This is a genomic window from Streptomyces sp. DF42, assembly GCF_058267695.1.
In genome coordinates this window covers 2,634,637-2,657,910 of the sequence record NZ_CM177859.1, presented here as the reverse complement: position 1 = coordinate 2,657,910, position 23,274 = coordinate 2,634,637, and the positions used below count along the sequence as shown (strand labels likewise).

At 71.8% G+C, this 23,274-nt stretch carries 21 protein-coding genes; 4 read left to right on the top strand and 17 right to left on the bottom strand.

Annotated elements, in window-relative coordinates:
• Positions 1–38: 38 nt before the first annotated feature.
• Entirely contained in the window at positions 39–1,166 is a 1,128-nt protein-coding gene (locus tag ACYUED_RS12170) for a lipid II:glycine glycyltransferase FemX (protein WP_491292297.1), read from the bottom strand.
• A gap of 98 nt (positions 1,167–1,264) precedes the next feature.
• Between ACYUED_RS12170 and ACYUED_RS12165 the strand changes: the two genes are divergently transcribed.
• The gene (locus tag ACYUED_RS12165; protein ID WP_491292296.1) at positions 1,265–1,429 is read left to right on the top strand and encodes a hypothetical protein; all 165 of its coding nucleotides are present in this window, start codon (positions 1,265–1,267) and stop codon (positions 1,427–1,429) included.
• A 76-nt stretch (positions 1,430–1,505) separates the two neighbouring features.
• Here the strand turns inward: ACYUED_RS12165 and ACYUED_RS12160 are convergent, their stop codons facing one another.
• The 10 genes from ACYUED_RS12160 to ACYUED_RS12115 all read right to left on the bottom strand — a co-directional run bounded on the left by ACYUED_RS12160 (position 1,506) and on the right by ACYUED_RS12115 (position 14,591).
• Positions 1,506–2,048: a carboxymuconolactone decarboxylase family protein gene (locus ACYUED_RS12160; protein ID WP_491292294.1), complete on the bottom strand. Its 543-nt coding sequence runs from the start codon at positions 2,046–2,048 to the stop codon at positions 1,506–1,508.
• A 39-nt stretch (positions 2,049–2,087) separates the two neighbouring features.
• Positions 2,088–2,606, bottom strand: a complete 519-nt coding sequence (locus ACYUED_RS12155; RefSeq protein WP_266520208.1) for a DUF4240 domain-containing protein — start codon at positions 2,604–2,606, stop codon at positions 2,088–2,090.
• Positions 2,607–2,662: 56 nt separating this feature from the next.
• On the bottom strand, positions 2,663–3,637 hold the full coding sequence (locus ACYUED_RS12150) for a helix-turn-helix transcriptional regulator (RefSeq protein WP_491292293.1): 975 nt from the start codon (positions 3,635–3,637) through the stop codon (positions 2,663–2,665).
• Positions 3,638–3,967: 330 nt separating this feature from the next.
• Positions 3,968–6,670, bottom strand: a complete 2,703-nt coding sequence (aceE, locus tag ACYUED_RS12145; protein ID WP_491292291.1) for a pyruvate dehydrogenase (acetyl-transferring), homodimeric type — start codon at positions 6,668–6,670, stop codon at positions 3,968–3,970.
• A gap of 297 nt (positions 6,671–6,967) precedes the next feature.
• Positions 6,968–7,591 carry a GntR family transcriptional regulator gene (locus ACYUED_RS12140; protein ID WP_491292290.1) on the bottom strand — a complete coding sequence of 208 codons (624 nt, stop codon included), beginning with the start codon at positions 7,589–7,591 and terminating at the stop codon, positions 6,968–6,970.
• Between the two features lie 277 nt (positions 7,592–7,868).
• Complete coding sequence (gene sucB, locus ACYUED_RS12135) at positions 7,869–9,665, bottom strand: 2-oxoglutarate dehydrogenase, E2 component, dihydrolipoamide succinyltransferase (protein ID WP_491292289.1); 1,797 nt, start codon at positions 9,663–9,665, stop codon at positions 7,869–7,871.
• A gap of 56 nt (positions 9,666–9,721) precedes the next feature.
• Entirely contained in the window at positions 9,722–11,110 is a 1,389-nt protein-coding gene (gene lpdA, locus ACYUED_RS12130) for a dihydrolipoyl dehydrogenase (RefSeq protein WP_491292288.1), read from the bottom strand.
• Positions 11,111–11,397: 287 nt separating this feature from the next.
• Entirely contained in the window at positions 11,398–12,945 is a 1,548-nt protein-coding gene (locus ACYUED_RS12125; RefSeq protein ID WP_491292287.1) for a leucyl aminopeptidase, read from the bottom strand.
• A gap of 210 nt (positions 12,946–13,155) precedes the next feature.
• Complete coding sequence (locus ACYUED_RS12120) at positions 13,156–13,740, bottom strand: RDD family protein (RefSeq protein ID WP_491292286.1); 585 nt, start codon at positions 13,738–13,740, stop codon at positions 13,156–13,158.
• A 65-nt stretch (positions 13,741–13,805) separates the two neighbouring features.
• A complete protein-coding gene (locus tag ACYUED_RS12115; RefSeq protein WP_491292285.1) occupies positions 13,806–14,591 on the bottom strand; it encodes an adenosylcobinamide-GDP ribazoletransferase in 786 nt (261 codons plus the stop codon).
• 60 nt (positions 14,592–14,651) lie between these two features.
• Here ACYUED_RS12115 and ACYUED_RS12110 point away from each other — a divergent pair, with 60 nt between their 5' ends.
• Positions 14,652–15,413: a hypothetical protein gene (locus ACYUED_RS12110; protein ID WP_491292284.1), complete on the top strand. Its 762-nt coding sequence runs from the start codon at positions 14,652–14,654 to the stop codon at positions 15,411–15,413.
• On the opposite strand, the gene ACYUED_RS12105 is transcribed toward ACYUED_RS12110, so the two are convergent.
• From ACYUED_RS12105 to cobT, 3 genes are all read right to left on the bottom strand, one after another.
• On the bottom strand, positions 15,364–16,107 hold the full coding sequence (locus ACYUED_RS12105; protein ID WP_491292283.1) for a hypothetical protein: 744 nt from the start codon (positions 16,105–16,107) through the stop codon (positions 15,364–15,366). The two genes, ACYUED_RS12110 and ACYUED_RS12105, sit on opposite strands and share 50 nt — an antisense overlap.
• A 10-nt stretch (positions 16,108–16,117) precedes the next feature.
• The gene (locus ACYUED_RS12100; protein WP_491292282.1) at positions 16,118–17,854 is read right to left on the bottom strand and encodes a phosphatidylglycerol lysyltransferase domain-containing protein; all 1,737 of its coding nucleotides are present in this window, start codon (positions 17,852–17,854) and stop codon (positions 16,118–16,120) included.
• A gap of 83 nt (positions 17,855–17,937) precedes the next feature.
• Positions 17,938–19,059, bottom strand: a complete 1,122-nt coding sequence (gene cobT / locus ACYUED_RS12095) for a nicotinate-nucleotide--dimethylbenzimidazole phosphoribosyltransferase (protein WP_491292281.1) — start codon at positions 19,057–19,059, stop codon at positions 17,938–17,940.
• A 137-nt stretch (positions 19,060–19,196) separates the two neighbouring features.
• Here cobT and ACYUED_RS12090 point away from each other — a divergent pair, with 137 nt between their 5' ends.
• Positions 19,197–19,730 (top strand): class I SAM-dependent methyltransferase, encoded by a 534-nt coding sequence (locus tag ACYUED_RS12090; RefSeq protein ID WP_491292280.1) that lies wholly within the window; start codon positions 19,197–19,199, stop codon positions 19,728–19,730.
• On the opposite strand, the gene ACYUED_RS12085 is transcribed toward ACYUED_RS12090, so the two are convergent.
• The gene (locus ACYUED_RS12085; protein WP_491292279.1) at positions 19,719–20,921 is read right to left on the bottom strand and encodes a bifunctional adenosylcobinamide kinase/adenosylcobinamide-phosphate guanylyltransferase; all 1,203 of its coding nucleotides are present in this window, start codon (positions 20,919–20,921) and stop codon (positions 19,719–19,721) included. The two genes, ACYUED_RS12090 and ACYUED_RS12085, sit on opposite strands and share 12 nt — an antisense overlap.
• A 172-nt stretch (positions 20,922–21,093) precedes the next feature.
• On the opposite strand from ACYUED_RS12085, the gene ACYUED_RS12080 reads away from it, so the two are divergent.
• Positions 21,094–21,306 carry a hypothetical protein gene (locus ACYUED_RS12080; protein WP_266512951.1) on the top strand — a complete coding sequence of 71 codons (213 nt, stop codon included), beginning with the start codon at positions 21,094–21,096 and terminating at the stop codon, positions 21,304–21,306.
• Between the two features lie 54 nt (positions 21,307–21,360).
• Here ACYUED_RS12080 and ACYUED_RS12075 read toward each other — a convergent pair whose 3' ends face one another.
• Positions 21,361–22,443: a S1C family serine protease gene (locus tag ACYUED_RS12075; RefSeq protein ID WP_491292278.1), complete on the bottom strand. Its 1,083-nt coding sequence runs from the start codon at positions 22,441–22,443 to the stop codon at positions 21,361–21,363.
• Positions 22,444–22,500: 57 nt separating this feature from the next.
• The gene (locus ACYUED_RS12070) at positions 22,501–23,202 is read right to left on the bottom strand and encodes a class I SAM-dependent methyltransferase (RefSeq protein ID WP_491292277.1); all 702 of its coding nucleotides are present in this window, start codon (positions 23,200–23,202) and stop codon (positions 22,501–22,503) included.
• Between the last annotated feature and the right edge of the window lie 72 nt (positions 23,203–23,274).

The following is a 23,274-nucleotide window of genomic DNA, read 5'->3' as shown; positions in this document are numbered from 1 at the left end:
CGCTCACCCGCGTCCTCTCCGCGCTCCCACCCGCGCCCTCACCGGCGTCCGAGATACGCCCCCAACGCCCGCTGCAGCACCTTGCCCTGGCTGCCCACCGGCAGCTTCCACTCCCCGAGGTACTCCACGGCCCGGCCGCCCGCTCCCGTCTTGAAGCGCAGCCGGCCCAGCAGACGGTCCTCGGTGAGGGCGGGGGTGATGGAGCGCAGGTCGTACGTCTCGGCTCCCGCCAGCCGCGCGTCGCACAGCATCCGCCACAACAGCGCGCTGCTGGGCCGCAGTTCACGTCCCCGGCGGCCGGACGCGGCGTACGAGTGCCAGGCACGGGAGCCGACGTTGATCATGAGTGCCGCGGAGAGCACCTCGCCGTCGTACTCGGCGAGATAGAGCCGTACCTGGTCGTCGTCCTCGGCGTTCAGGGCCTTCCACATGCGGTGGAAGTAAGCCAGCGGGCGGGCCTTGAAGCCGTCGTGGGCGGCGGTCGAGGCGTACAGGCGGTGGAACGCGGGCAGATCGGCGGCCGAGCCCCAGCCGACGCGGACGCCCGCCTGCTCGGCCGTGTTCAACGACTGCTCCCAGTGCGGTGCCAGGGCATCGCGCAGCTCGTCCACCGAGCGGCCCGCGAGCGGGATGTGGCAGCCGTAGCGCGGCTGGCCGAGCCCGAAGCCGCTGCCGTCGTCCTCCTCGCACCGCCGCCACCCGAGCCGCCCCAGCCGCTCCGCCACGTCCAGCGCGTATCCGTCGAGGCCGTCCGCCGGCAGATCGTGGAGATGGCGTACGTCGGGGTCGGCGATGCCCGCGGTGACACCGGGCGCCTCCCAGTGGCGTACGACGAGCGGCGGTCCGATCCGGACCGAGAACGCCCCGCGCCCCTCCAGATGGGCGACGAGCGGATCCAGCCACCGCTGAAGGCGCGGGGAGCGCCAGTCGATCGCGGGCCCGTCGGGGAGGTAGGCGAGGAAGCGCCGGGTCCCGGGCAGCGGCCGGTACAGCACGAGCGCCGTCGCGACCAGCAGCTTCCCCTCGAACCAACCGACGCTCTCCGCCAGCCAGTCGGGCTTCACGTCGCCCCACTCCGGTATCTGGAGGTGGCTCGTGTCGGGGTACAGCCGGAGGTGGGCCAGGTGTTCCTCGCGGGTGATCTCCCTCACGTAGGGGCTGGTCATGGGCAGGGCCTCACAGGTTTCTCGTAGCCGCCCCGCGGATCGTCCCGAGGCAGCCTCCCTATCGTCATGCACACGCACTGACTGGAGGTGGGGAAGAAGTGAACAGTCACCACGGCACCACGCACAAGACGGACGGCCGGAACCGGACCGCCCACGGCCCCTGGGCGGCACTCTGCGCGGCTGCCGCCGTGGTCCTGGGCCCGGCCGCCGTCACCGCGTCCGCGCTCGACCAGGCCAACGCGGCCCGATGCACCACGCCGTGAGGGCGGACCGGACACAGGCCTCCTCCCCTCCGACACCGGGCGCCGGCGGACGTCCGTGGCCTGAGTGGCCACTGCCTCACCGCGGGCGGTCGCCGCCGGACAGGCCGAGGAACTGCTCGCCGGACGGGTCGATGTCCACCCCGAGCCCGTTCATGAGGCCCGCCAGCATGACGTAGTAGCCGACCGTGGTGACGATCTCGACCACCTGCCGGTCGGTGAAGCGGGCGCGAAGAGCCGCCAGCGTGTCCTCGGCCAGGGTGTGCCGGTCGACCAGCTCGAACACGGCGGTCACCGCCGCCGACTCCGACGCGTCGAACTCCGGGCCGCCCGCCCTGCGTTCGGCGATCGCCGCCAGCTGTGCGGGGGTCGCCCCCGCGTGCAGCGCGATCGGGTGGTGCTGGGCGGACTCGTACGCGCACTGCGTACCGCTCGCGACCGCCATCACGACGAGCTCGCGCAACCGCACCGAGAGCGTCGACCCACGGAGCACGGCCATGCCCAGGTCGATCGCCGGGCCCGTCAGCGGCGGGGCATGGGAGAGCATGCGGAAGGCGTTGAGCGGCACGGGAAGTCCGGCTACGGCGTCCGCGGGACGCTCCGGATACGGAATGCGGGCCAAGGTCCCCCCACCAGTGATGAAGTCGTGAAGTCGTGAACGTCAGTCCCTGAAGCGTTCCCACAGCTTGGGATAGCGCTGCGCCAGCACCTGCTCGTTCTCGAAGTCGAGCGACGCACCCTCCGGTTCGGAGGCCGCGGGCGGGATCCCGAGGTCGGGCGCGACGGTCCCGGTGAGTTGCTCGTACGCCTCGTCGGCCGCGTAGCCCAGTTCCTCCCCGTCCCCGTCGATCTCCTCGTCGAAGTCGTCCAGCAGTTCGGCCAGTGCGTCGGGGTGGTGCACCGCGCCCTCGTAGACCTCCCGCCCCTGCCCGATCAGCCAGCAGCGGAAGAAGTCGAACGCGTCGTCGCTCGCCCCGTCGAGCAGGACCCATGCGGCGCCCCACAGGTCCCACCGGTAGGCGCGGTTGTAACGGGCCTCGAAGTGACGGGCGAAGTCGAGGACCATGTCCGGGTCCAGTTGGAGCAGCCGGTCCACGAGCAGGTCGGCCTGCTCCTCGGGGTCGCCCTCGGCGGCCTCGCGGGTGGCGTCCACCAGCTCCCAGAACTCCGTCTCGTCCATCACGGGTACAGCATCGGCCCTGGGAGGGTGGGGCGCACGTGGAGTGCGGCGGATTGTTATGTCCCGTACAGACGACCCAGTCGTATCGCGTCATCGGCGAAACGCGCCCGCAGGCTTGCCGGAGCCAGCACCTCCACCTCCGGGCCGAGCCCCGCGAGCTGCGCGTGGGCGACCTGCTCCGACTCAACGGGGAGCGTCACCGTCAGCCGGCCCTCCTCGTCCGGGGCGCCCGCTTCGGCGAGGGCCTCCCGGGCGGAGACGGGATCGACGGCGTACGGGAGCTTTCGCGCCCCGTCCGCTGAGACCCTCACCACCACCTCGGCCCGCAGGATCGACCGCGCGAACTGCGCGGCCCGCTCCGCCCAGAAGGCGGGCAGATCGAACTCCTCGTCCCGTTCGAACCGTTCCCCGTCGGCCTCCGCCGCAGTGAACCGGTCGATCCGGTACACCCGGAAGGAACCGCCCTCGGTGACCCGCGCGCACACGTACCAGGCGCCCGCCTTGAGTACGAGCCCGTACGGCTCCAGCACCCGCTCCACCTCGGTCTCCCGGCTCCGGTAGCGCGTGGTGATCCGGCGGTCGTCCCACACCGCGTCGGCGACGGCGGGCAGCAGCGGGGGTGTCTTCGGTTCGGTGAACCAGTTCGGGGCGTCCAGATGGAAGCGCTGTGCCGCCGTGCGGGAAGCGTCCTGGAAGGAGGGGAGCAGGGCCGCCGACACCTTCAGCCGGGCGGCGGAGGCCGCGTCCTCCAGACCCATCTCCCGTAGCGCCCCCGGGACGCCGGACAGGAACAGCGCCTCGGCCTCACTCCGCGCCAGCCCGGTCAGCCGGGTGCGGTACCCGCCGATGAGGCGGTAGCCGCCCGCCCGGCCACGGTCCGCGTACACCGGAACGCCCGCCTCCGACAACGCCTGCGCATCACGCGTCACGGTCCGCTCGGACACCTCCAGCTCCCGCGCCAGCTCGGCGGCGGTCATGGCGGGGTGGGACTGGAGCAGCAACACCATCTTGATGAGCCGGGCAGCACGCATACGGCCATGATGCCGGGGCCCTGCGGGTTGGGGTTGGGGCGCATGGCCGGTGCGGGCCCGGCTGCGGCCGTTCGCGCAGTCCCCCGCGCCCCTGACGGAGGTGTGTTGTCGGGTGCGGGTCCGGTTGTGGCTGGTCGCGCAGTTCCCCGCGCGCCTGAAAGATTGGGCGCGCCTGAACTGGCCTGTTTTCAAGGGGCGCGGGGAACTGCGCGACCAGCCCCCACGGGCCCGCGGCCGACACCGGCCGGAAAGCGGTGAAGGGGAAGGGGCCCCGCGGCCGGCCGCAGAGCCCCTTCCCCTTCAACTTCACCAACTTCACCGCCGCGGGCTCTACAGCCCGTACTTCGCGCGAGCTTCCTTCACCGCCGTCGCCTTGACCTCGCCCCGCCGGGCGAGCTGGGCCAGGGCCGCCACGACGATCGACTCGGCGTCGACGCCGAAGTGGCGGCGGGCCGCCTCGCGGGTGTCCGAGAGGCCGAAGCCGTCGGCGCCGAGCGACGAGTAGTCCTGGTCCACCCACTGCGCGATCTGGTCCGGAACCTGGCGCATGTAGTCGGAGACCGCGAGCACCGGGCCCTCCGCGCCGTGCAGCGCCTGGCGGACGTACGGGACCCGCTCCTCGCCCTGGAGCAGGGCCGCGTCAGCGGCCAGCGCGTCGCGGCGCAGCTCCGTCCAGGAGGTCGCCGACCAGACGTCCGCGGCCACGCCCCACTCCTCGGCGAGCAGCCGCTGCGCCTTGAGGGCCCAGTGGATCGCCGTGCCGGAGCCGAGCAGCTGGAGGCGCGGCGCGTTGGCCACCGGGGAGAGCCCCGCCGACTCGGCCGTGTTGAAGCGGTACAGGCCCTTGAGGATGCCCTCGTCGATGCCGGGTGCGGACGGCTTCGCCGGCTGCGGCATCGGCTCGTTGTAGACGGTCAGGTAGTAGAAGACGTTCTGGTCCTCACCCGGGGCCGCCTCGCCGTACATACGGCGCAGACCGTCCTTGACGATCGCCGCCACCTCGTACGCGAACGCAGGGTCGTACGACAGCGCCGCCGGGTTGGTCGCCGCGATCACCGGCGAGTGACCGTCGGCGTGCTGCAGGCCCTCGCCCGTCAGCGTCGTACGGCCGGCCGTGGCCCCGACGAGGAAACCGCGGCCCAGCTGGTCGCCGAGCTGCCACATCTGGTCGGCCGTGCGCTGCCAGCCGAACATCGAGTAGAAGATGTAGAACGGGATCATCGCTTCGCCGTGCGTGGAGTACGCGGTGGACGCGGCGATGAAGTCGGCCATCGAACCGGCCTCGGTGATCCCCTCGTTGAGGATCTGGCCGTTCTTGGCCTCCTTGTAGTACATCAGCTGGTCGCGGTCGACCGGCTCGTACGTCTGGCCCTTGGGGGAGTAGATCCCGAGGGACGGGAACAGCGACTCCATGCCGAAGGTGCGCGCCTCGTCGGGGACGATCGGCACCCAGCGCTTCCCGGTCTCCTTGTCGCGGACCAGGTCCTTGATCAGGCGGACGAAGGCCATGGTCGTCGCCACGTTCTGGGTGCCGGAGCCCTTGTCGAAGGAGGCGAAGGCCTTCTCCGCCGGGGCGGGCAGCGGGGCGAGCGCGTGGACACGGCGGGCCGGGGCCGGACCGCCGAGGGCCGCGCGGCGCTCCTGGAGGTAGCGGACCTCGGGGGAGTCGGCGCCCGGGTGGCCGTAGGGGACCTGCCCGTCGGTGAACTGCGCGTCCGAGATCGGGAGTTCGAGAAGGTCACGCATCTTCTTGAACTCGTCCACCGTCAGCTTCTTCATCTGGTGGTTGGCGTTCTTCGACGCGAAGCCCTCGCCGAGGGTGAAGCCCTTGACGGTCTGGGCCAGGATGACGGTCGGACCGCCCTTGTGGTCCAGGGCCGACTTGTAGGCCGCGTACACCTTGCGGGACTCGTGGCCGCCGCGGGAGAGGTGGAAGCACTCAAGGATCTTGTCGTCGCTCAGCAGCTTCGCCATCTCGACGAGCGCCGGGTCCTTGCCGAAGAAGTCCGCGCGGATGTAGGCCGCGTCGCGCGTCTGGTACGTCTGCACCTGGGCGTCGGGTACCTCGCGCAGGCGGCGTACGAGCGCGCCGGTGGTGTCCAGCCGGAACAGCTCGTCCCAGGCCGTACCCCACAGCGTCTTGACGACGTTCCAGCCGGCGCCGCGGAACTGCGCCTCCAGCTCCTGCACGATCTTGAAGTTCGCGCGGACCGGGCCGTCGAGGCGCTGCAGATTGCAGTTGATGACGAAGGTCAGGTTGTCCAGGCCCTCGCGGGAGGCCAGGGCGAGCGCCGCCGTGGACTCCGGCTCGTCCATCTCGCCGTCGCCGAGGAAGGCCCAGACGTGCGAGTCCGAGACGTCCTTGATGCCGCGCGCGGTCAGATACCGGTTGAAGCGGGCCTGGTAGATGGCGGAGAGGGGGCCGAGGCCCATGCTCACCGTCGGGAACTCCCAGAGCCAGGGCAGGCGCCGCGGGTGCGGGTACGAAGGGAGGCCGTTGCCGCCCGCCTCCTGGCGGAAGTTGTCGAGCTGCTGCTCGGTCAGCCGGCCGTCGAGGAAGGCGCGGGCGTAGATGCCGGGGGAGGCGTGGCCCTGGATGTAGAGCTGGTCGCCCGAGCCGTCGGCCTCCTTGCCCTTGAAGAAGTGGTTGAAGCCGGTCTCGTACAGCCAGGCCGCGGAGGCGAAGGTGGCGATGTGACCGCCGACGCCGTGTTTGGCGCCACGGGTGACCATCGCGGCCGCGTTCCAGCGGTTCCACGCGGTGATACGGGACTCCATCGCCTCGTCACCGGGGACGCCCGGCTCGGTGGCGGTCGGGATGGTGTTGACGTAGTCGGTCTCGAGCAGCTTGGGCAGCGCGATGCCGTTGCCCTCCGCGCGCTCCAGCGTGCGGCGCATCAGGTACGCGGCACGGTGCGGGCCCGCCGCCTTGGCGACCGCGTCCAGGGAGGCCTGCCATTCGGCGGTCTCCTCGGGGTCCCGGTCGGGGAGCTGGTCGAGCTCGCTCGGCTGGATGGCGTGGGGGTCGGTCATGTCGCCGCCTTCCTCAGTCGAAGGGGTTCCCTCATCGGCAGGGGGTTCGGGGGTGCCCTTTGTCTTTGGCAGGACAGGGCGTGAGGCGCTGTGGTGCTGTAACACCGTGCGGCTTCCGCCGCGTGGCCCGTCCGCGACTGTAACTCCCTGATCGATGATCGATCAAAGGTTCCCGGGCAAAATCTCTTGATCACGAGAAAGTAGGCACGGCGTGCCTTTGGGGCAGGCACCGGGTGCCGTGATTTTCAAGGGTTTTCGCAGGTCGGAGGCGCGTTTGAGCGCTGCCTCGCTCAAGGTTCACGCTCGCGGCGCGCACCCGAGCACGTGTGCCTTCACCATCTCCGGGATCCGCGGATCCCGGCGACGGAACGCCGCCACCAGCTCCTCGTGCTCCTCCGCGTACGACTGCTGCACCGTCCCCAGCCAGCGGATCGACAGCGCCGTGAACACCTCGATGCCCAGGCCCTCCCAGGTGTGCAACAGGACCGAGTTGCCCGCCGCGCGGACCAGTTCGCGGTGGAAGGCGACCGTGTGCCGCACCTGGCCCGTGCCGTCTGCGTTGCGGTCGGCCTCGTAGAGGGCGGCGACGTGTGGTTCCAGGGCCGAGCAGTCCTGTGCGAGCCTCTCCGCCGCCAGCTCCGCCGCGATCGCCTCCAGGCCGGCCCGGACCGGGTAGCTCTCCTCCAGGTCGGCCGCCGTCAGGTTCCGTACCCGCACGCCCTTGTTCGGCGCCGACTCGATCAGCCGCAGGGACTCCAGCTCGCGCAGCGCCTCCCGCACCGGTGTCTGGCTGACCTCCAGCTCGGTCGCGATCCGCCGCTCCACGATCCGCTCGCCCGGCTTCCAGCGCCCGCTGACGATCCCCTCCACGATGTGCTCGCGGATCTGCTCGCGCAGCGAGTGGACGACGGGCGCGGTCATGAGGGCTCCTTAGGGAGGGGCCGCCCATCGGCCCCTCGGGCGTTTGCCGTTTAGACAATAAGGCCGCGGGCGCCTTCGGGAGAGGCGCACGGGGGCGCTCTCGTGCAGGTGAGACGAGACTTACACGCTCCTCAGAGGGCCGCCTGGACATCCCGAACGTGTGGGTGGCGACGCTGTTCGGCTGGTCCGACGGGACATTGCGACCGTAGCGGCGAACACGACGCCCCCGCCCGGAGAACTCCGGGCGGGGGCGTCGTCGTACAGCAGGCCCTGAGGGTTACAGGCCGAGCTCGACCTCGAACTCGCCCGCCTCCAGGATCGCCTTGACCGCGGTCAGGTAGCGGGCCGCGTCGGCGCCGTCCACCAGACGGTGGTCGTAGGAGAGGGTCAGGTAGGTCATGTCGCGGACGCCGATGACCGTGCCCTCCTCGGTCTCGATGACCGCCGGGCGCTTGACCGTGGCACCGATGCCGAGGATCGCGACCTGGCCCGGCGGCACGATGATCGTGTCGAAGAGCGCACCGCGCGAACCGGTGTTGGAGATGGTGAAGGTCGCGCCGGACAGCTCGTCGGGCGTGATCTTGTTGGCGCGGACCTTGCCCGCCAGCTCCGCCGTGGCCTTCGCGATACCGGCGATGTTGAGGTCGCCCGCGTGCTTGATGACCGGGGTCATCAGGCCCTTCTCGGAGTCCACCGCGATACCGACGCTCTCGGTGTCGAAGTAGGTGATCGTGCCCTCGGCCTCGTTGATCCTGGCGTTGATGACCGGGTGGGCCTTCAGCGCCTGGGCCGCCGCCTTCACGAAGAACGGCATCGGGGAGAGCTTGACGCCCTCGCGGGCCGCGAAGGAGTCCTTCGCCCTGCCACGGAGCTTCATCAGGCGGGTGACGTCGACCTCGACGACCGACGACAGCTGCGCCTGCTCGTGCAGCGCCTTGACCATGTTGTCGCCGATGACCTTGCGGATGCGCGGCATCTTGACGGTCTGGCCACGGAGGGGGGAGGCCTCCAGCGTCGGCGCCTTCTTGGCGGCCGGCGCGGCGGCGGCAGCGGGGGCCGGAGCAGCGGCGGCGGCCTTCGCTGCCTCGGCGGCGGCGATGACGTCCTGCTTGCGGATACGGCCGCCGACGCCGGTGCCCTTGACGCCGGCCAGGTCGACGCCGTTCTCGGCGGCGAGCTTGCGCACCAGCGGGGTGACGTAGGCGCCGTCGTCACCGGCGGTCGCGGCCGGAGCCGGAGCCGGGGTGACGGGGGCGGGCGCCGGAGCCGGGGCGGACGGGACCGGCTCGGGAGCCGGGGTCGTGACCTGCTGCGGGGCCGGAGCCGTCGGGGCCTGCGGAGCCGGGGCGGCCGGAGCGGCCGGGGCGGGCGCCGGAGCCGCCGGGGCAGCGGCGGCGGGCGCCGGGGCCGGGGCGGCGGGGGCCGGGGCAGCCGCCGGAGCGGCACCGGGCGCGCCGATGACGGCGAGCTTGGCGCCGACCTCGGCGGTCTCGTCCTCGCCGACCACGATCTCCAGCAGGACACCGGCGACGGGCGCCGGGATCTCGGTGTCGACCTTGTCCGTGGAGACCTCGAGCAGGGGCTCGTCCTCCGCGACCTCCTCGCCGACCTCCTTCAGCCAGCGGGTGACGGTGCCCTCGGTGACGGACTCGCCGAGCGCGGGCAGGACGACGTCCGTGCCCTCGGCGGAGCCGGCGCCGGTGGCGGCCTCGGCGGTGGGAGCGGGGGCCGGAGCCGCCTGCTCGGTGGACGGGGCAGCGGCCTGCGGGGCGGGCTCGGGAGCCGCGGCGGGCTCGGGCTCGGCAGCAGGGGCCGGGGCGGCAGCGGGCGCGCCCGTGCCGTCGTCGATGACGGCCAGCTCGGCGCCGACCTCAACGGTCTCGTCCTCGGCGACCTTGATGGACGCCAGGACACCGGCGGCGGGCGAGGGGATCTCGGTGTCGACCTTGTCGGTCGAGACCTCGAGCAGCGGCTCGTCGGCCTCGACGCGCTCGCCCTCGGCCTTCAGCCAGCGAGTGACAGTGCCCTCGGTGACGCTCTCGCCGAGCGCCGGAAGGGTTACGGAAACCGCCATGGTTTCGGTTGCTCCTTAGTGCGGAAGTCTGTGTCGTCGCGTTCTTCGACCGAGGGTCAGTCGTGCGCGTGGAGGGGCTTGCCGGCCAGAGCCAGGTGAGCCTCGCCCATCGCCTCGTTCTGCGTCGGGTGGGCGTGGATGAGCTGCGCGACCTCGGCGGGCAGCGCCTCCCAGTTGTAGATCAGCTGGGCTTCGCCGACCTGCTCGCCCATGCGGTCGCCGACCATGTGGACGCCGACCACGGCACCGTCCTTGACCTGGACGAGCTTGATCTCGCCCGAGGTGTTCAGAATCTTGCTCTTGCCGTTGCCCGCGAGGCTGTACTTCAGAGCGACGACCTTGTCCGCACCGTAGATCTCCTTGGCCTTGGCCTCGGTGATGCCCACGGAGGCGACCTCGGGGTGGCAGTACGTCACCCGGGGCACGCCGTCGTAGTCGATCGGGACGGTCTTCAGGCCGGCCAGACGCTCCGCCACCAGGATGCCCTCGGCGAAGCCGACGTGCGCGAGCTGGAGGGTCGGGACGAGGTCGCCGACGGCGGAGATGGTGGGCACGTTGGTGCGCATGTACTCGTCGACCAGGACGTAGCCGCGGTCGATGGCGACGCCCTGCTCCTCGTAGCCCAGACCGGCGGAGACGGGCCCGCGGCCCACCGCGACCAGCAGGTACTCGGCCTCGAACTCCTTGCCGTCGGCCAGGATCACCTTGACGCCGTCGGCGGTGTACTCGGCCTTCGAGAAGAAGGTGCCCAGGTTGAACTTGATGCCGCGCTTGCGGAAGGCGCGCTCAAGAAGCTTGGAGGAGTTCTCGTCCTCGACCGGGACGAGGTGCTTGAGGCCCTCGATGACCGTGACGTCCGTGCCGAAGGACTTCCAGGCGGAGGCGAACTCGACTCCGATGACACCGCCGCCGAGGACGATCGCCGACTTCGGGACGCGGTCCAGGACGAGCGCGTGGTCCGAGGAGATGATGCGGTTGCCGTCGATCTCCAGGCCCGGCAGCGACTTCGGCACGGAGCCGGTCGCCAGCAGGACGTGGCGGCCCTGGACGCGCCGGCCGTTCACGTCGACGGAGGTCGGGGACGACAGGCGGCCCTCACCCTCGATGTACGTCACCTTGCGGGAGGCGACGAGCCCCTGCAGGCCCTTGTACAGGCCGGAGATCACGCCGTCCTTGTACTTGTGGACCGCGGCCACGTCGATGCCCTCGAAGGTGGCCTTCACACCGAACTGCTCGCTCTCGCGGGCCTGGTCGGCGATCTCGCCCGCGTGCAGCAGGGCCTTGGTGGGGATGCACCCCCGGTGCAGGCAGGTACCGCCGACCTTGTCCTTCTCGATCAGGGCGACGTCCAGGCCCAGCTGGGCCCCGCGCAGCGCCGCGGCGTAACCGCCACTACCACCGCCGAGGATCACTAGGTCGAAAACGGTGCTGGCGTCGTTCGCCACGTCACGTCCTCCATGCATGTGCGCCACGCCGGTCAGCAGTGACCGGTCGGCGGCTGGTGTCCGGCCGCTCTTTCTTCGGCCCTGTGGTGGGGGCCCTGTCCTGCCGAGCCCCATCTTCGCACTTGTCGGGGGCGAACGAGACGCCGGGCCGGTGTGTGAGACGTCCCACGTTCGGTTGAGCGCGTGGGGCACGTTCGGTTGAGCGCGTGGGGCACGTTCGGTTGAGCGCGCAGGGAAGAGGGGGCTCCGCCCTACCCGCGCGCGGAGCCCCCTCACCCGACGTCACGTCAGCCCAGGTCGCCCGCCGCGGTCAGCTCCGCCAGGCGCACCAGCGTCCGTACCGCCGTACCCGTACCGCCCTTGGGGGTGTACCCGAAGGGGCCGCCCTCGTTGAAGGCCGGGCCCGCGATGTCCAGGTGCGCCCAGGTGATGCCCTCGCCCACGAACTCGCGCAGGAACAGACCGGCGACCAGGCCGCCGCCCATCCGCTCACCCATGTTCGCGATGTCGGCGGTGGGGGAGTCCATCCCCTTGCGCAGGTGCTCAGGCAGCGGCATCGGCCAGGCCGGCTCGCCGACCTCCGCGGCGGCCTCGTGCACCGCGGAGCGGAACGCGTCGTCGTTCGCCATGATCCCGAACGTCCGGCTGCCCAGCGCCAGCACCATCGCGCCGGTGAGCGTCGCGACGTCGACGATGGCGTCCGGCTTCTCCTGGGACGCGGCCCACAGCGCGTCCGCGAGCACCAGCCGGCCCTCGGCGTCCGTGTTGAGGACCTCGACCGTCTTTCCGCTGTACATGCGCAGCACGTCACCGGGCCGGGTCGCGGAGCCCGACGGCATGTTCTCGGCGAGCGCCAGCCAGCCGGTGACGTTGACCGCAAGGCCCAGGCGCGCGGCGGCGACGACGGCGGCGAACACGGCGGCCGCACCGCTCATGTCGCACTTCATCGTCTCGTTGTGGCCCGGCGGCTTCAGCGAGATGCCGCCCGAGTCGTAGGTGATGCCCTTGCCGACGAGCGCGAGGTGCTTCTTCGCCTTGGAGGAGGTGTACGACAGCTTCACCAGCCGCGGGCCGGCGGCGGAGCCGGCGCCGACGCCGAGGATGCCGCCGTAGCCGCCCTTCTCCAGTGCCTTCTCGTCGAGCACCTGCACCTTGATGCCGTGCTCCTTGGCCGCGGCCTGCGCGACGGCGGCGAACGCCTCCGGGTCGAGGTCGTTCGGCGGGGTGTTGATCAGGTCGCGGGCGCGGTTGAGCTCCTCGGCGACGGCGGTGGCGCGCTCGACGGCCGCCTTGTGCTCCTTGTCGCGGGGCTTGCCGCCCAGGAGGGTGGCCTCGGCGAGCGGGGCCTTGCCGTTCTTGGACTTGTCGTTCTTGCCGTTGTCCTTGTAGGCGTCGAAGGAGTACGCGCCGAGCAGCACACCCTCGCCGATCGCGCCGATGTCGGAGGCGTCCCCGACCGGCAGGGCGAAGGCGGCCTTCTTGGCGCCGACGAGGGTGCGGGCGGCTGCGCCCGCTGCCTTGCGCAGGACCTCGGCGTCGAAGGCCGCCCCGTTCGCGTCCTTGTCGGGCTGCGAGCCCAGGCCCACCGCCACGACGACAGGGGCCTTGAAGCCGGAGGGCGCGGGCAACTTGGTCACCTCGCCCTCGGCGCCGGAGGCACCGAGGGTCTCCAGGACGACGGCGAGCTTGCCGTCGTAGGCCTTGTCCACGGCCTCGGCGCCGGGCGCCACGACCAGGTCCCCGGATGTGGAGCCGGTGCCCTTGGCCACACCGATCACGATCGCATCGGCCCGAAGACCGGGCGCCGCGGCGGTGCTGAGAGTGAGAGCAGTCACGGTGGTGAATTCTCGCTTCCGATGTGAAGTTCCTGTGGTCGATCTGTGTGGGTCGACCGGGCCCGACAGCCGACCCTAGATCCGACCTGAGGGCGCGGTCTCAGCGGGGCCTTCCCCGGTGCGGCGAACACTCCGGCTGAGCCTACGCGCGTGCGCCCGTTCACTCGGTTCCGGCCGACTTCGGATACGCGAGCGGTGCGGCCTCAAGAACTAGGAAGGGCGAACCGGGGGTGTGGTGCCGGGCCCGCTGATCCCGAGGCCGGTCACCGCCGTGCCGGCCACGCGGTCGGCGAGGGAGCGGCGGGTGGGCGAGAAGACCGGCAGCGCGTTGAGGAAGAAGATCGCGACGGCCAGTGCCCATACGAGGACCGACAGCACGAAGTGGCGCTCGACCAGCAGGATGCAGGCGACGGCGTAGACGGCGATGTCCGCTGCGGTGGTGACGGCGGCACGCACCGCGGCCCGGCGAGGAGCGCTCGGTGTGACCTTGAGCCCGAGCAGTCCCTTGCCGACGGTCCGTCCGGCGAGGGAGAGGCAGCCCCACTGGTACAGGAACGTCGCCACGATCAGCGCCCCCAAGGCCTCCTCGACCTGGAGCACCACCTTGCCCCACAGCGAAATGCCGAGGTCCTCCGAGGCGCCGATGACGTCGCCGCGCGAGGTCACCAGGTCGAAGCCGCCGCGGGTGGCGAGTTCGGGCACGTCGGTGACGAGCGCGGAGATGCGGTGGAAGGTCAGCACGGCCAGCCCGGCGGCCAGTGCGAGCACCAGTGCGAAGTCGATGGACCAGGCCATGGCACGACGAAGTTTCGGCACGAACGCCCCCCGATCAAGATCCCTTGTCCGTACGGCCGAAAAGACTACTGCCCCAGCGACACCACCAGGAGCGAAACCGTCGCCGCGGTCTCCGCCAGCCCCCCGAACACATCGCCGGTGACCCCGCCGAAGCGGCGTGTGCAGTGGCGGAGCAGGAGTTCGGCGGCGGCGAGGGGGACGAGGACCGCCGCCGCCGTACGGACCATGTCGTACGTCCCGAGCAGCGCACCCCCGGCGGCGGCCGCCCCGGTCACCACGACCGCCGCGACCACCGCCGCTCGTACCGGCACCACGCCCGCGACCGCCGCCCCCAGCCCCTCGGGCCGGGCGGCCGGCACGCCCGCCCGCGCGGCCAGGGTGAGCGCCAGCCGGGCGGCGGTCGCCGAGACGACGGCGGCGAGCGCGCCCCGCCCCCACGAGTCGCCGTACGCCTGAGCCAGCGCGGCCACCTGCGCCAGCAGCACCAGGACGAGCGTGATCACCCCGAACGGCCCGATGTCCGACTGCTTCATGATCCGCAGCGCGTCCTCGGCGGGCTTGCCGCTGCCGAGCCCGTCCGCGGTGTCCGCGAGCCCGTCGAGGTGCAGACCACGGGTGAGCGCGGCGGGTACGGCGGCGGTCGCGACGGCGGCGAGCAGCGGGCCCGCGCCCAGCGCCAGCAGCAGTACGCCGACCAGGGCCGCGCAGCCGCCCACGACCAGTCCGGACAGCGGGGCGCAGAGCATGCCGCCGCGTGCGGCGTCCCGGTCCCAGCGGGTCACCGGGACGGGCAGCACGGTGAGGGTGCCGAAGGCGAAACGGAGGCCGTCCGGCCAGGGGGTCTTGAGCACCGGCGCAGGTTACCCGGCGGTTGTCAGGAGAGCCGCGGCGGCCGTGGATACAGTGCGCATATGGGACATTGGCTGCAGCGGAACGTCATCGAGCCCGGCAAGCTGCCGTTGCTGCTCGCCCTCACCGCGTTCGTGCTGACATTCCTGATCACCCGGATGATCGTCCGTCTCATCCGGGCGGGCAAGGGCCCGTTCGGCAACGTCAAGGCGGGCGGGCTGCACATCCACCATGTCGTGCCCGGCGTCGTGCTCACCATCCTCGGCGGCTTCGGGGCGGTCGCCAGCAACCGGCACGGGTTCGGTGCGGCCGCCTTCGCGGTGGTCTTCGGCATGGGGGCGGGTCTGGTCCTCGACGAGTTCGCGCTGATCCTGCACCTCGACGACGTGTACTGGAGCGAGGAGGGCCGCAAGAGCGTCGAGGTCGTCGTGCTGACGGCGGCCCTGGTCGGGCTGATGCTCGCGGGCTTCTCGCCGTTCGGCGTCAACGACATGAGCCAGGGGGAGCTGCAGAACCGGGGCGGCGTGATCTCGACGGTGGTGATCAACTTCCTGTTCGCGCTGGCCGTCCTGAGCAAGGGCAAGGCCAGGATGGCGATCTTCAGCGTGATCATCCCGCTCATCGGTCTGATCGGCGCCGTACGCCTCGCCCGTCCCGGCTCACCCTGGGCCAGGCGCTTCTACCGCCGCCGCCCACGCGCCCGGGCCAAGTCCACCCTGCGCGCCTACCACCACGACCGCCGTTGGGCCGGCCCGCGCCGCAGGTTCCAGGACCTCATCGGCGGAAAGCCCGACCCCGAACCGAGCCGCGCCCTGGGCCGGTGAGACCTCCCGAGCGCCGGGACCCCGGGCCGCGGCGGTGGTGGCGGCGGTGGCGGTGGCGCAGGGCTGAGATGGCGCACAGGAGTACCACCGTCGCGATCGCCGCCAGGTGTTCCTTGCCGGCGAGGTTTCCCTTCAGCAGCACCTCGATCGCCATCGCCGCGATCACCGCACCGGCCGTGACACGGGCGCCGTAGCGCCAGCCGAGGAAGACGGCGAGGCCCACCACGGCCGCCGACGGGCCGGTGTCCACGACCCGGGCGTCCGAGGCGGGCAGGCCCAGCGGACTGTCGAAACCGAGCCGGATGCCCAGGCGGGCGTACAGGGTTCCGGCGAGGGTGGCGGCGTAGGCGATGACGAGCGTGCGCCACCGGCCGATGCAGATCTCCGCGATGCCGAAGACGAAGAGGATCTGCGCGAGTGCGCCCCAGACCGGGAGGTCCAGCGCCGGGACGAACAGTGAGAGGGGAGTGCGGACCAACGCCAGCCACAGCGGGTCCTCGGCGCGCACGGCCCCGATGTCCTGCACGAACCGATAGCCCCACGACTGGTTCTGCACGATCTGCACGACCGTCGTCAGTGCCACCGCCCCGAGCGTCATCGGGATCGCCCGCCGTCGCCGCTCGACCAGCGGGTCACGCACCGTGCGGTACAGGAGTCCCCATTCGGCGCGGGCCCAGCGGGCGAGCCTGTTCATCCGGCGGTCCTCATCTGTGCGTTTCGAGGTGCTTGCGGTGCAGCCACTTCGGCAGCCCCGGCGCCTCCAGAAATCCTTCCGCGCGAGCCGACGCGATACCGATGCGCGGCAGGTCCGCGCTCTTCTCGAAGAGCAGGAACCGCGGCTCCCAGATGGGCCGGTACTTGGCGTTGGCGCGGTACAGCGACTCGATCTGCCACCAGCGTGAGAAGAAACTGAGCAGCGAGCGCCACAGCCGCAGCACCGGCCCGGCACCGAGCCGCGCCCCACGTTCGAAGACGGAACGGAACATGGCGAAGTTGAGCGAGACCTGCCTGACCTGGATCTCCTGGGCGCGGCGCAGGAGATCGAGCACCATGAACTCCATCAGCCCGTTGTCGGAGTCGCGGTCACGTCGCATCAGGTCGAGGGAGAGCCCGTGCGGCCCCCAGGGCACGAAGGACAGCAGTGCCCTCAACTCGCCCTCGCCGTCCGTGCATTCGAGCATCACGCACTGCCCGTCGTCCGGATCCCCGAGCCGCCCCAGCGCCATGCTGAACCCACGCTCGGTGGCCCCGTCGCGCCAGTCGTCCGCCCGCTTCAGCAGGTACGTCATCTCGTCGTCGGGGATGTCCTCGTGCCGCCGGACGCGCACGGTGTACCCGGCCCGCTTCACCCGGTTGTAGGCCTGCCGCACCGTCCGCATGGCACGCCCCTCCAGGGTGAACTCGGCGACCTCCACCAGGGCCTCGTCGCCGAGCTCCAGCGCGTCCAGACCATGGCGCGCGTACACGGTCCCGGCCTCCTCGCTCGCCCCCATCACGGCAGGGATCCACCCGTGCGCCCGCGCCTCGGCCAGCCACGGCTCGATCGCGCCGGGCCAGGCCTCCGGGTCGCCGATGGGATCACCGGACGCCAGCGAGACACCCCCGACGACCCGGTACGCGACCGCCGCCTTGCCGGTCGGCGACCACACGACGCTCTTCTCCCGGCGCAGCGAGAAGTACCCGAGCGAGTCCCGCTCGCCCTGCCGCGCCAGCAGCTCCCGCAGCCGCTTCTCGTCGTCCTCGGTGAGCGGGTCGACGGCGCGCCGGGACCGGAAGGCGGCGTAGAAGACGGCGAGGACGAGGATCGTGCTGAGTACGTTGATGGCGACGTTGATCCAGTTCGGCGCGTCGACGCCGGGGAAGTGGGACTCGTCGACGGCGATGGAGACGAGGCGGAAGGTGCCGTAGCGCCACCGCTCGGGGAACGTCGAACGGGACGCGTCCGCCGCCTCGTTGGTGACCGTCACCAGCAGCGCCGCCAGCAGCGAGGCGACCAGTGTGCCGCCCACCGCGACGGCGGCGGCGAGCTTCGGGTTCGAGCGGTCGCCCTTGGCGTAGAACTCCCGCCGCCCGACCAGCAGGGCGACGACGAAGGCCGCGGTGAGGGCCAGCGAGATCCAGTTCTGCACGTACTGCCGGATCTCCGGGAACGCCATGGCGAAGGAGAACAGCGCGAGGAACGGGCCCGCCAGGGCGAGATTGAGGATCCATGCGGCGCGCTTGCGGCGCCGCATGGTGACGGCGAGGAACGCCGTGAACACCCCGGAGGCGAAGCCCGCCGTCAGCAGGTACGGGGTGAAGAAGTTCTCCTGGTTGTGCCGTCGCACGTCCTGCCCCAGAGAGACCCAGACGGCACTGAGGAAATTGACGAACGCGACGGCCCGCAAGTACCAGACGGCGAAGGCGGCGGCACGCCGCGAGGCATTTCGGGCATCTCCCATGGCTGAGGATCATATGGGCGATGCCACGTTGAACCTCACCATCTTTGGTCTGAGGCCGGTCGACTTTCGGCCGGTTCTCCGGCCTACTCGATCTCCTCCGCCTCGGTCTCCTCATCCTTCTTCCCGGATTCCTCGGACACCTCAGCCACCTCGGCCACCTGCGGCTTCTCCGGCAGCTCCGCCGCCAGCGCCGCCGCGGCCTGCACCAGCGGCAGCGCCAGCAGCGCCCCCGCGCCCTCGCCCACGGTCACCCCGTGCGAGAGCAGCGGCTCCAGCGCCATCCGGTCCAGTGCCTTCGCCTGGCCCGGCTCCCCGCTGTCGTGCGCGGCCAGCCACCAGTCCGGGGCCCGGAACGCGACCCGCTGCGCCACCAGCGCACAGGCGGCCGCCACGACCCCGTCCAGGATCACCGGCGTCTTGCGCACCGCGCTCTGCAGCAGGAAACCCGTCATCGCGGTGAGATCGGCCCCGCCCACGGCCGCCAGCAGTTGCAGTTGGTCGCCCAGCACCGGCCGGGCCCGCCTGAGCGCGTCCCGGATCGCCGCGCACTTGCGCATCCACGCCAGGTCGTCGATCGCGAGCCCGCCCCGCCCGGTGACGACGGACGCATCGGTCCCGCACAGCGCGGCGATCAGCACGCCGGCCGATGTCGTCCCGCCGACGCTCACATCGCCGAGCACCACCAGATCCGTACCGGAGTCGGCCTCCTCGTCGGCCACCGCGACGCCTGCACGGAACGCCGCCTCCGCCTCCTCGGCCGTCAGCGCGTCCTCGCGGTCGATCCGCCCGCTGCCGCGCCGCACCCGGTGCCGTACGACCTCGTCGGGCAGGGTCTCGGGATCGCAGTCCAGCGCCATGTCGACGACACGCACCGGCACGCCGAGGCGCCGGGCCAGCACCGACACCGGACGGCCGCCCTCCAGGACCTCCCGCACCAGGGCGTCCGCGGTGCCCGCGGGCCGCGCCGAGACGCCGAGTTCGGCGACCCCGTGGTCACCGGCGAACAGAATGACCCGCGGTCGTTCGATCGGCCGTACCGGCACCGCGGACTGTGCCGCTGACAACCACTCACCCAGGTCGTCGAGGCGGCCCAGCGACCCGGGAGGCACGATCTGACGCTCCCGGCGCTCCTCGGCGTCGCGGCGCACCCCGCCGTCGGGGCGCTCGATCAGATCGGTGAAGTCGTCGAGATTAAGCGAGCTCATTCGCCGAACAGTACCGGCACCGATCGAACGTGACAGCGCCACATGGGCACCACGCGCGCGTGACGTCGTTGCTCCCAAGATCTGGATCCCATACGTTCCGTTTTGCAGCGGATTGTCGTACGTCTTCGGGAGCCGCCATGAACAGCCTGCGCACCCGCGTCAGTGTCCTCGACCGGCAAAGACGCCACCGCTCGACGGCCCGGGCGATCCTGCGGCTGCTGCCCGAACCGGAGAGCTGGCTGGACGTGGGCACGGGCGACGCACACTTCCCCGAGACGGCGCGAAAACTCTTCCCCTACACCTCCATCGACGGCCTCGACCCCACCCCGCGCGTGGCGTACGCGCGTCACGCCGAGCGCGTCGAGGAGGCGTACGCGGGGCATGTGACGGATCCTCACATCACGACGATCCTGCGCGCCCGCTACGACGTCGTCACGCTCCTGGAGCGCCGCTCACCCGCCCCGGACCCCGCCGCCGAGCTCCGCGCCGCCCTCACACTGCTGCGCCCCGGCGGCCTGCTCCTCGTGGAGGCGCCCCCGCCCGAGGCGTACGACCTGCGCGGGCAACTGGAGTCCCAGGGCTGCGCGATCGTGGCGACGAGCCGTCATGTCCTGGACCGGCTCCCGTACACGTGCCGGATCATCGCCCGCCGAACGGCGTCAGCCGCGTAGCACCAGGGCCTGTCCCGCCACCACGAGCACCACCTGCTCGCACTCCCCGGCGAACGCCGCGTTCAGCCGCCCCAGCTCGTCCCGGTACCGCCGCCCCGACGCGGTGGCCGGGACGATCCCCGACCCCACCTCGTTCGACACGGCGACCACGGTCCGCCGGGTCGCCCGCACCGCCGCCGTCAGCTCCCGCACCCGCTCGCGCAGCGCACGCTCACCGCCGTCCGCCCACACCGCGTCGTCCCACGCCCCGACGGAGTCCATCGCGTCCGTCAGCCACAGGGACAGACAGTCGACGAGCAGCGGCGGCCCGTCGTCCCGGAGCAACGGCACCAGGTCGCAGGTCTCGGCGGTCCGCCAGGACCCCGGCCGGCGCTCCCGGTGGACGGCGACCCGCGAGGCCCATTCCGTGTCCCCGCTGCGGGAGCCGCCCGTCGCCACGTACAGCACCTCGGGAAAGGCCTCCAGGCGCCGCTCGGCCTCCACCGACTTCCCGGACCGGGCGCCGCCCAGGACCAGCGTCCGCCGCGGCACGTCGGGCACGTTCTCGTACACCCCGACGGTCAGCGTCGTGCCGTCCGGCACGGCCCGCGCGCCCGATGCCGCCAGCCGCCGCCGCACCTCGGGACCGGGCGGCACGTCATGGTCGAGGTGCACGGCGACGACGTCGGTGGTCGGCCCCAGCGCCCCCACCGCCCGCAGCTTCGCCAGCGCGTCCGGCCGTCCCACGACATCGGCGAGCACCATGTCGTACGACTCCGCGGACCCGTTCTCCAGCCCGGCCGGCGCGCCCCCGGGCGGCAGATACAGCAGCCGCTGCCCGGTGGGCCCGGTCACCGCGTAGCCGGTGCCCGGTCCGTCCATCGCCACCGCCCGCACCCGATGTCCCGTCAGCAGCGCCAACTCCCGCCCGTCGGGCACCCGCCCGGGCTGCGGCAGCCCCGCGGGCACCTCGACGGCCGGCCCGTCGTGCGGATGCGACAGCAGCACCTGCCGTACACCGCCCAGCGACTGCCCGGCCCGCGCGGCCGCGAACGCCGCGCCCGGGGTCAGGTCGAGCAGCAGGGTCCCGTCCACGAGCACGGCGGTCGCCGCCCGCGCGTCGGCGCCGAGCGCGACCGCACAGGCGGCACAGGGACAGTCGGGGCGGGGCAGGCCCGCGGGGGCACCGGTGCCGAGCAGAGTCACTTCCACGATGCGATTTTCGCCCGTCGCTGCTGATCTCGCGTCACGGGTACGTCCCCAAGGGGCGCGGGGCTGTGACACCAGCGCCTCCGCCGCGAGGCGCGACCAGCCCCACCGGCCTGCACTCGACCGACTACCTTAGGTTGATCACGGCGTAACCCAGCGGAGCGAGGAGGCGTACATGGCGTCATGGACGTGGCGGTTCGAGAAGGCCGACGGGGCGGAGGTCCAGCCCGCGGTGCAGCCCGAGGAGTTCACCACGCAGGGGGACGCCGAGTCCTGGATCGGGGAGTACTGGAAGCCGCTGCAGGAAGGCGGCGCCGACCAGGCGCGGCTGTTCGAGGACTCCACGGAGATCTACGGGCCGATGAGCCTGCACGCCGAGGACGCGTAGTCGGGACGAGGCCCCGGGCAGAGGGGGCGGCCGCGACCCGGCCGCCCCCTCTCCTCACTGCTCGCCCAGCGTCACCTCGGTCTTCTTCTCACTCCCGTTCCGGGTGAACGTCACCGACGTCTTCTCGCCCGGCTGGTCCGCCGCCAGCGCCTCGGACAGGGACGTGATCGTGGTGATGTCCGTGTCGCCCAGCCTGGTGATGATGTCCCCGGCCCGGATGCCGGCCTTGTCGGCCGCCCCGCCGCTCTTCACCTCGACCACGGCGACCCCGGCGGCCTGGTACCGGCTGTCGACGACCGTACGGCCCGTGATGTTCAGCGCCGCCCGGCCCGAGTCGGTGACCTTGCCGTCCTTGATGATCTGGTCGGCGATCGTCTTCACCATCGACGAGGGGATCGCGAACCCGATCCCGGGCGCCGCGCTGCCCCCGAGTTCGGGATCGGTGGCGGCGAGCGTCGGAATGCCGATGACCTGCCCGTCGAGGTTGACGAGGGAGCCGCCGCTGTTGCCGGGGTTGATGGCCGCGGACGTCTGCACCATGTTCCCGATCGTCGCGCCCGTGCCGCCGCCCGAGCTGCCCTCGGTGACGGTCCGTCCGGTCGCCGAGACGATGCCCTGCGTCACGCTGGACGACAGCCCGAGCGGCGAGCCCATCGCCAGCACGATCTGCCCGACCGCGACCTTCGAGGAGTCCGCGAAGGTCGTCGCCTTGAGCCCGCTGGGCACCCCGTCCAGTTTGATGACGGCGAGGTCCTGGTCGGGGTAGGAGTAGACCAGCTCGGCGGTGTGCACGTCCTCGCTGCTGGCGGTCGTCACCTGGAACGTCTTCTCGTTCCCGACGACGTGCGCGTTGGTGACGATGTGCCCCTGGTCGTCGTACACGATCCCCGACCCCAGGGCGTTGCCCGCCTGGATCTGCACGACCGACGGCAGTACGTTCTTGATCACCTTCTGGTAGTCGCTCTGCAGATCGCTGGTCGTCGTCGGGACGGCGGCGGCCTGTGCGGCCTGCGCGGTCGACTTCTCCGTCTCGCTCCGGGAGCCGGAGTCGGAGCAGGCCGAGACGAACGCGAGGGAGCAGCAGAGAGCGGCGGCGGCAGCGAGCGGCCGCAGGGCACGGGTCCGGGAGACGTCCATGCCCCGAGTCTCACTTCGGAGTGAATCCCCGGCTCGTGGTGCACGCCCGAACGGGGCTCAGCCGCGTACCCCGCACAGGTGCAGCAGCGCCGCCACCCCGCGGTACGGATCCGTCCGCCCCGCCCGCTCCTCGGCCGCCAGCAGGGTCTGCGCGTCCGCCGGGATCTCCGCCCCGTCCGCCGCGGTGTCCGTGAAGACCCGCACCCCGTACCAGGCGTGCAGCGGCGCGCCGATCCCGGCCAGCGTCGCGGTCAGCGTCCCCAGCCGGTCGGCCCGGACGTCCAGGCCCAGCCGATTGGTGTACGAGACCGTGTCGAAGGCGCCCAGCGCGGACGCCCAGTCCCCGGACAGCCCCGGCCGCATCGCCAGCGCGTCGGCGTTGCGCACGAGCAGCGACAGCAGTCCGCCGTGGGCGAGCATCCGGGCCAGTCCGGCCAGCAGCGGATCAGGCTCCTCGACGTACATCAGCACCCCGTGGCACAGGACCACGTCGAAGCTGCCCGGCAGGAAGTGCACGCCGGTGTCGCGGCCGTCGCCCTCGATGATCCGCACCCGCTCCCGGATGCCCACGGGCTCTCCGGAGAGGGCCTCGCGCGCGGCCGCGAGCATCGTGGAATCCTGCTCAAGGCCGGTCACCTGATGCCCGGCCCGGGCCAGGCGCAGCGCCTGGGTGCCCTGGCCCATGCCCACGTCGAGCACCCGAAGCCGCTGCCCGACCGGGAAACGACCCGCTATCTGCTCGTCGAGCTGCCGGGCCACCAGCTCCTGGCGTACGACATCGCGCAGACCGCCCAGCGTGCGCAGCCAGGCATCCGCCGCGCCCCCGGAGAA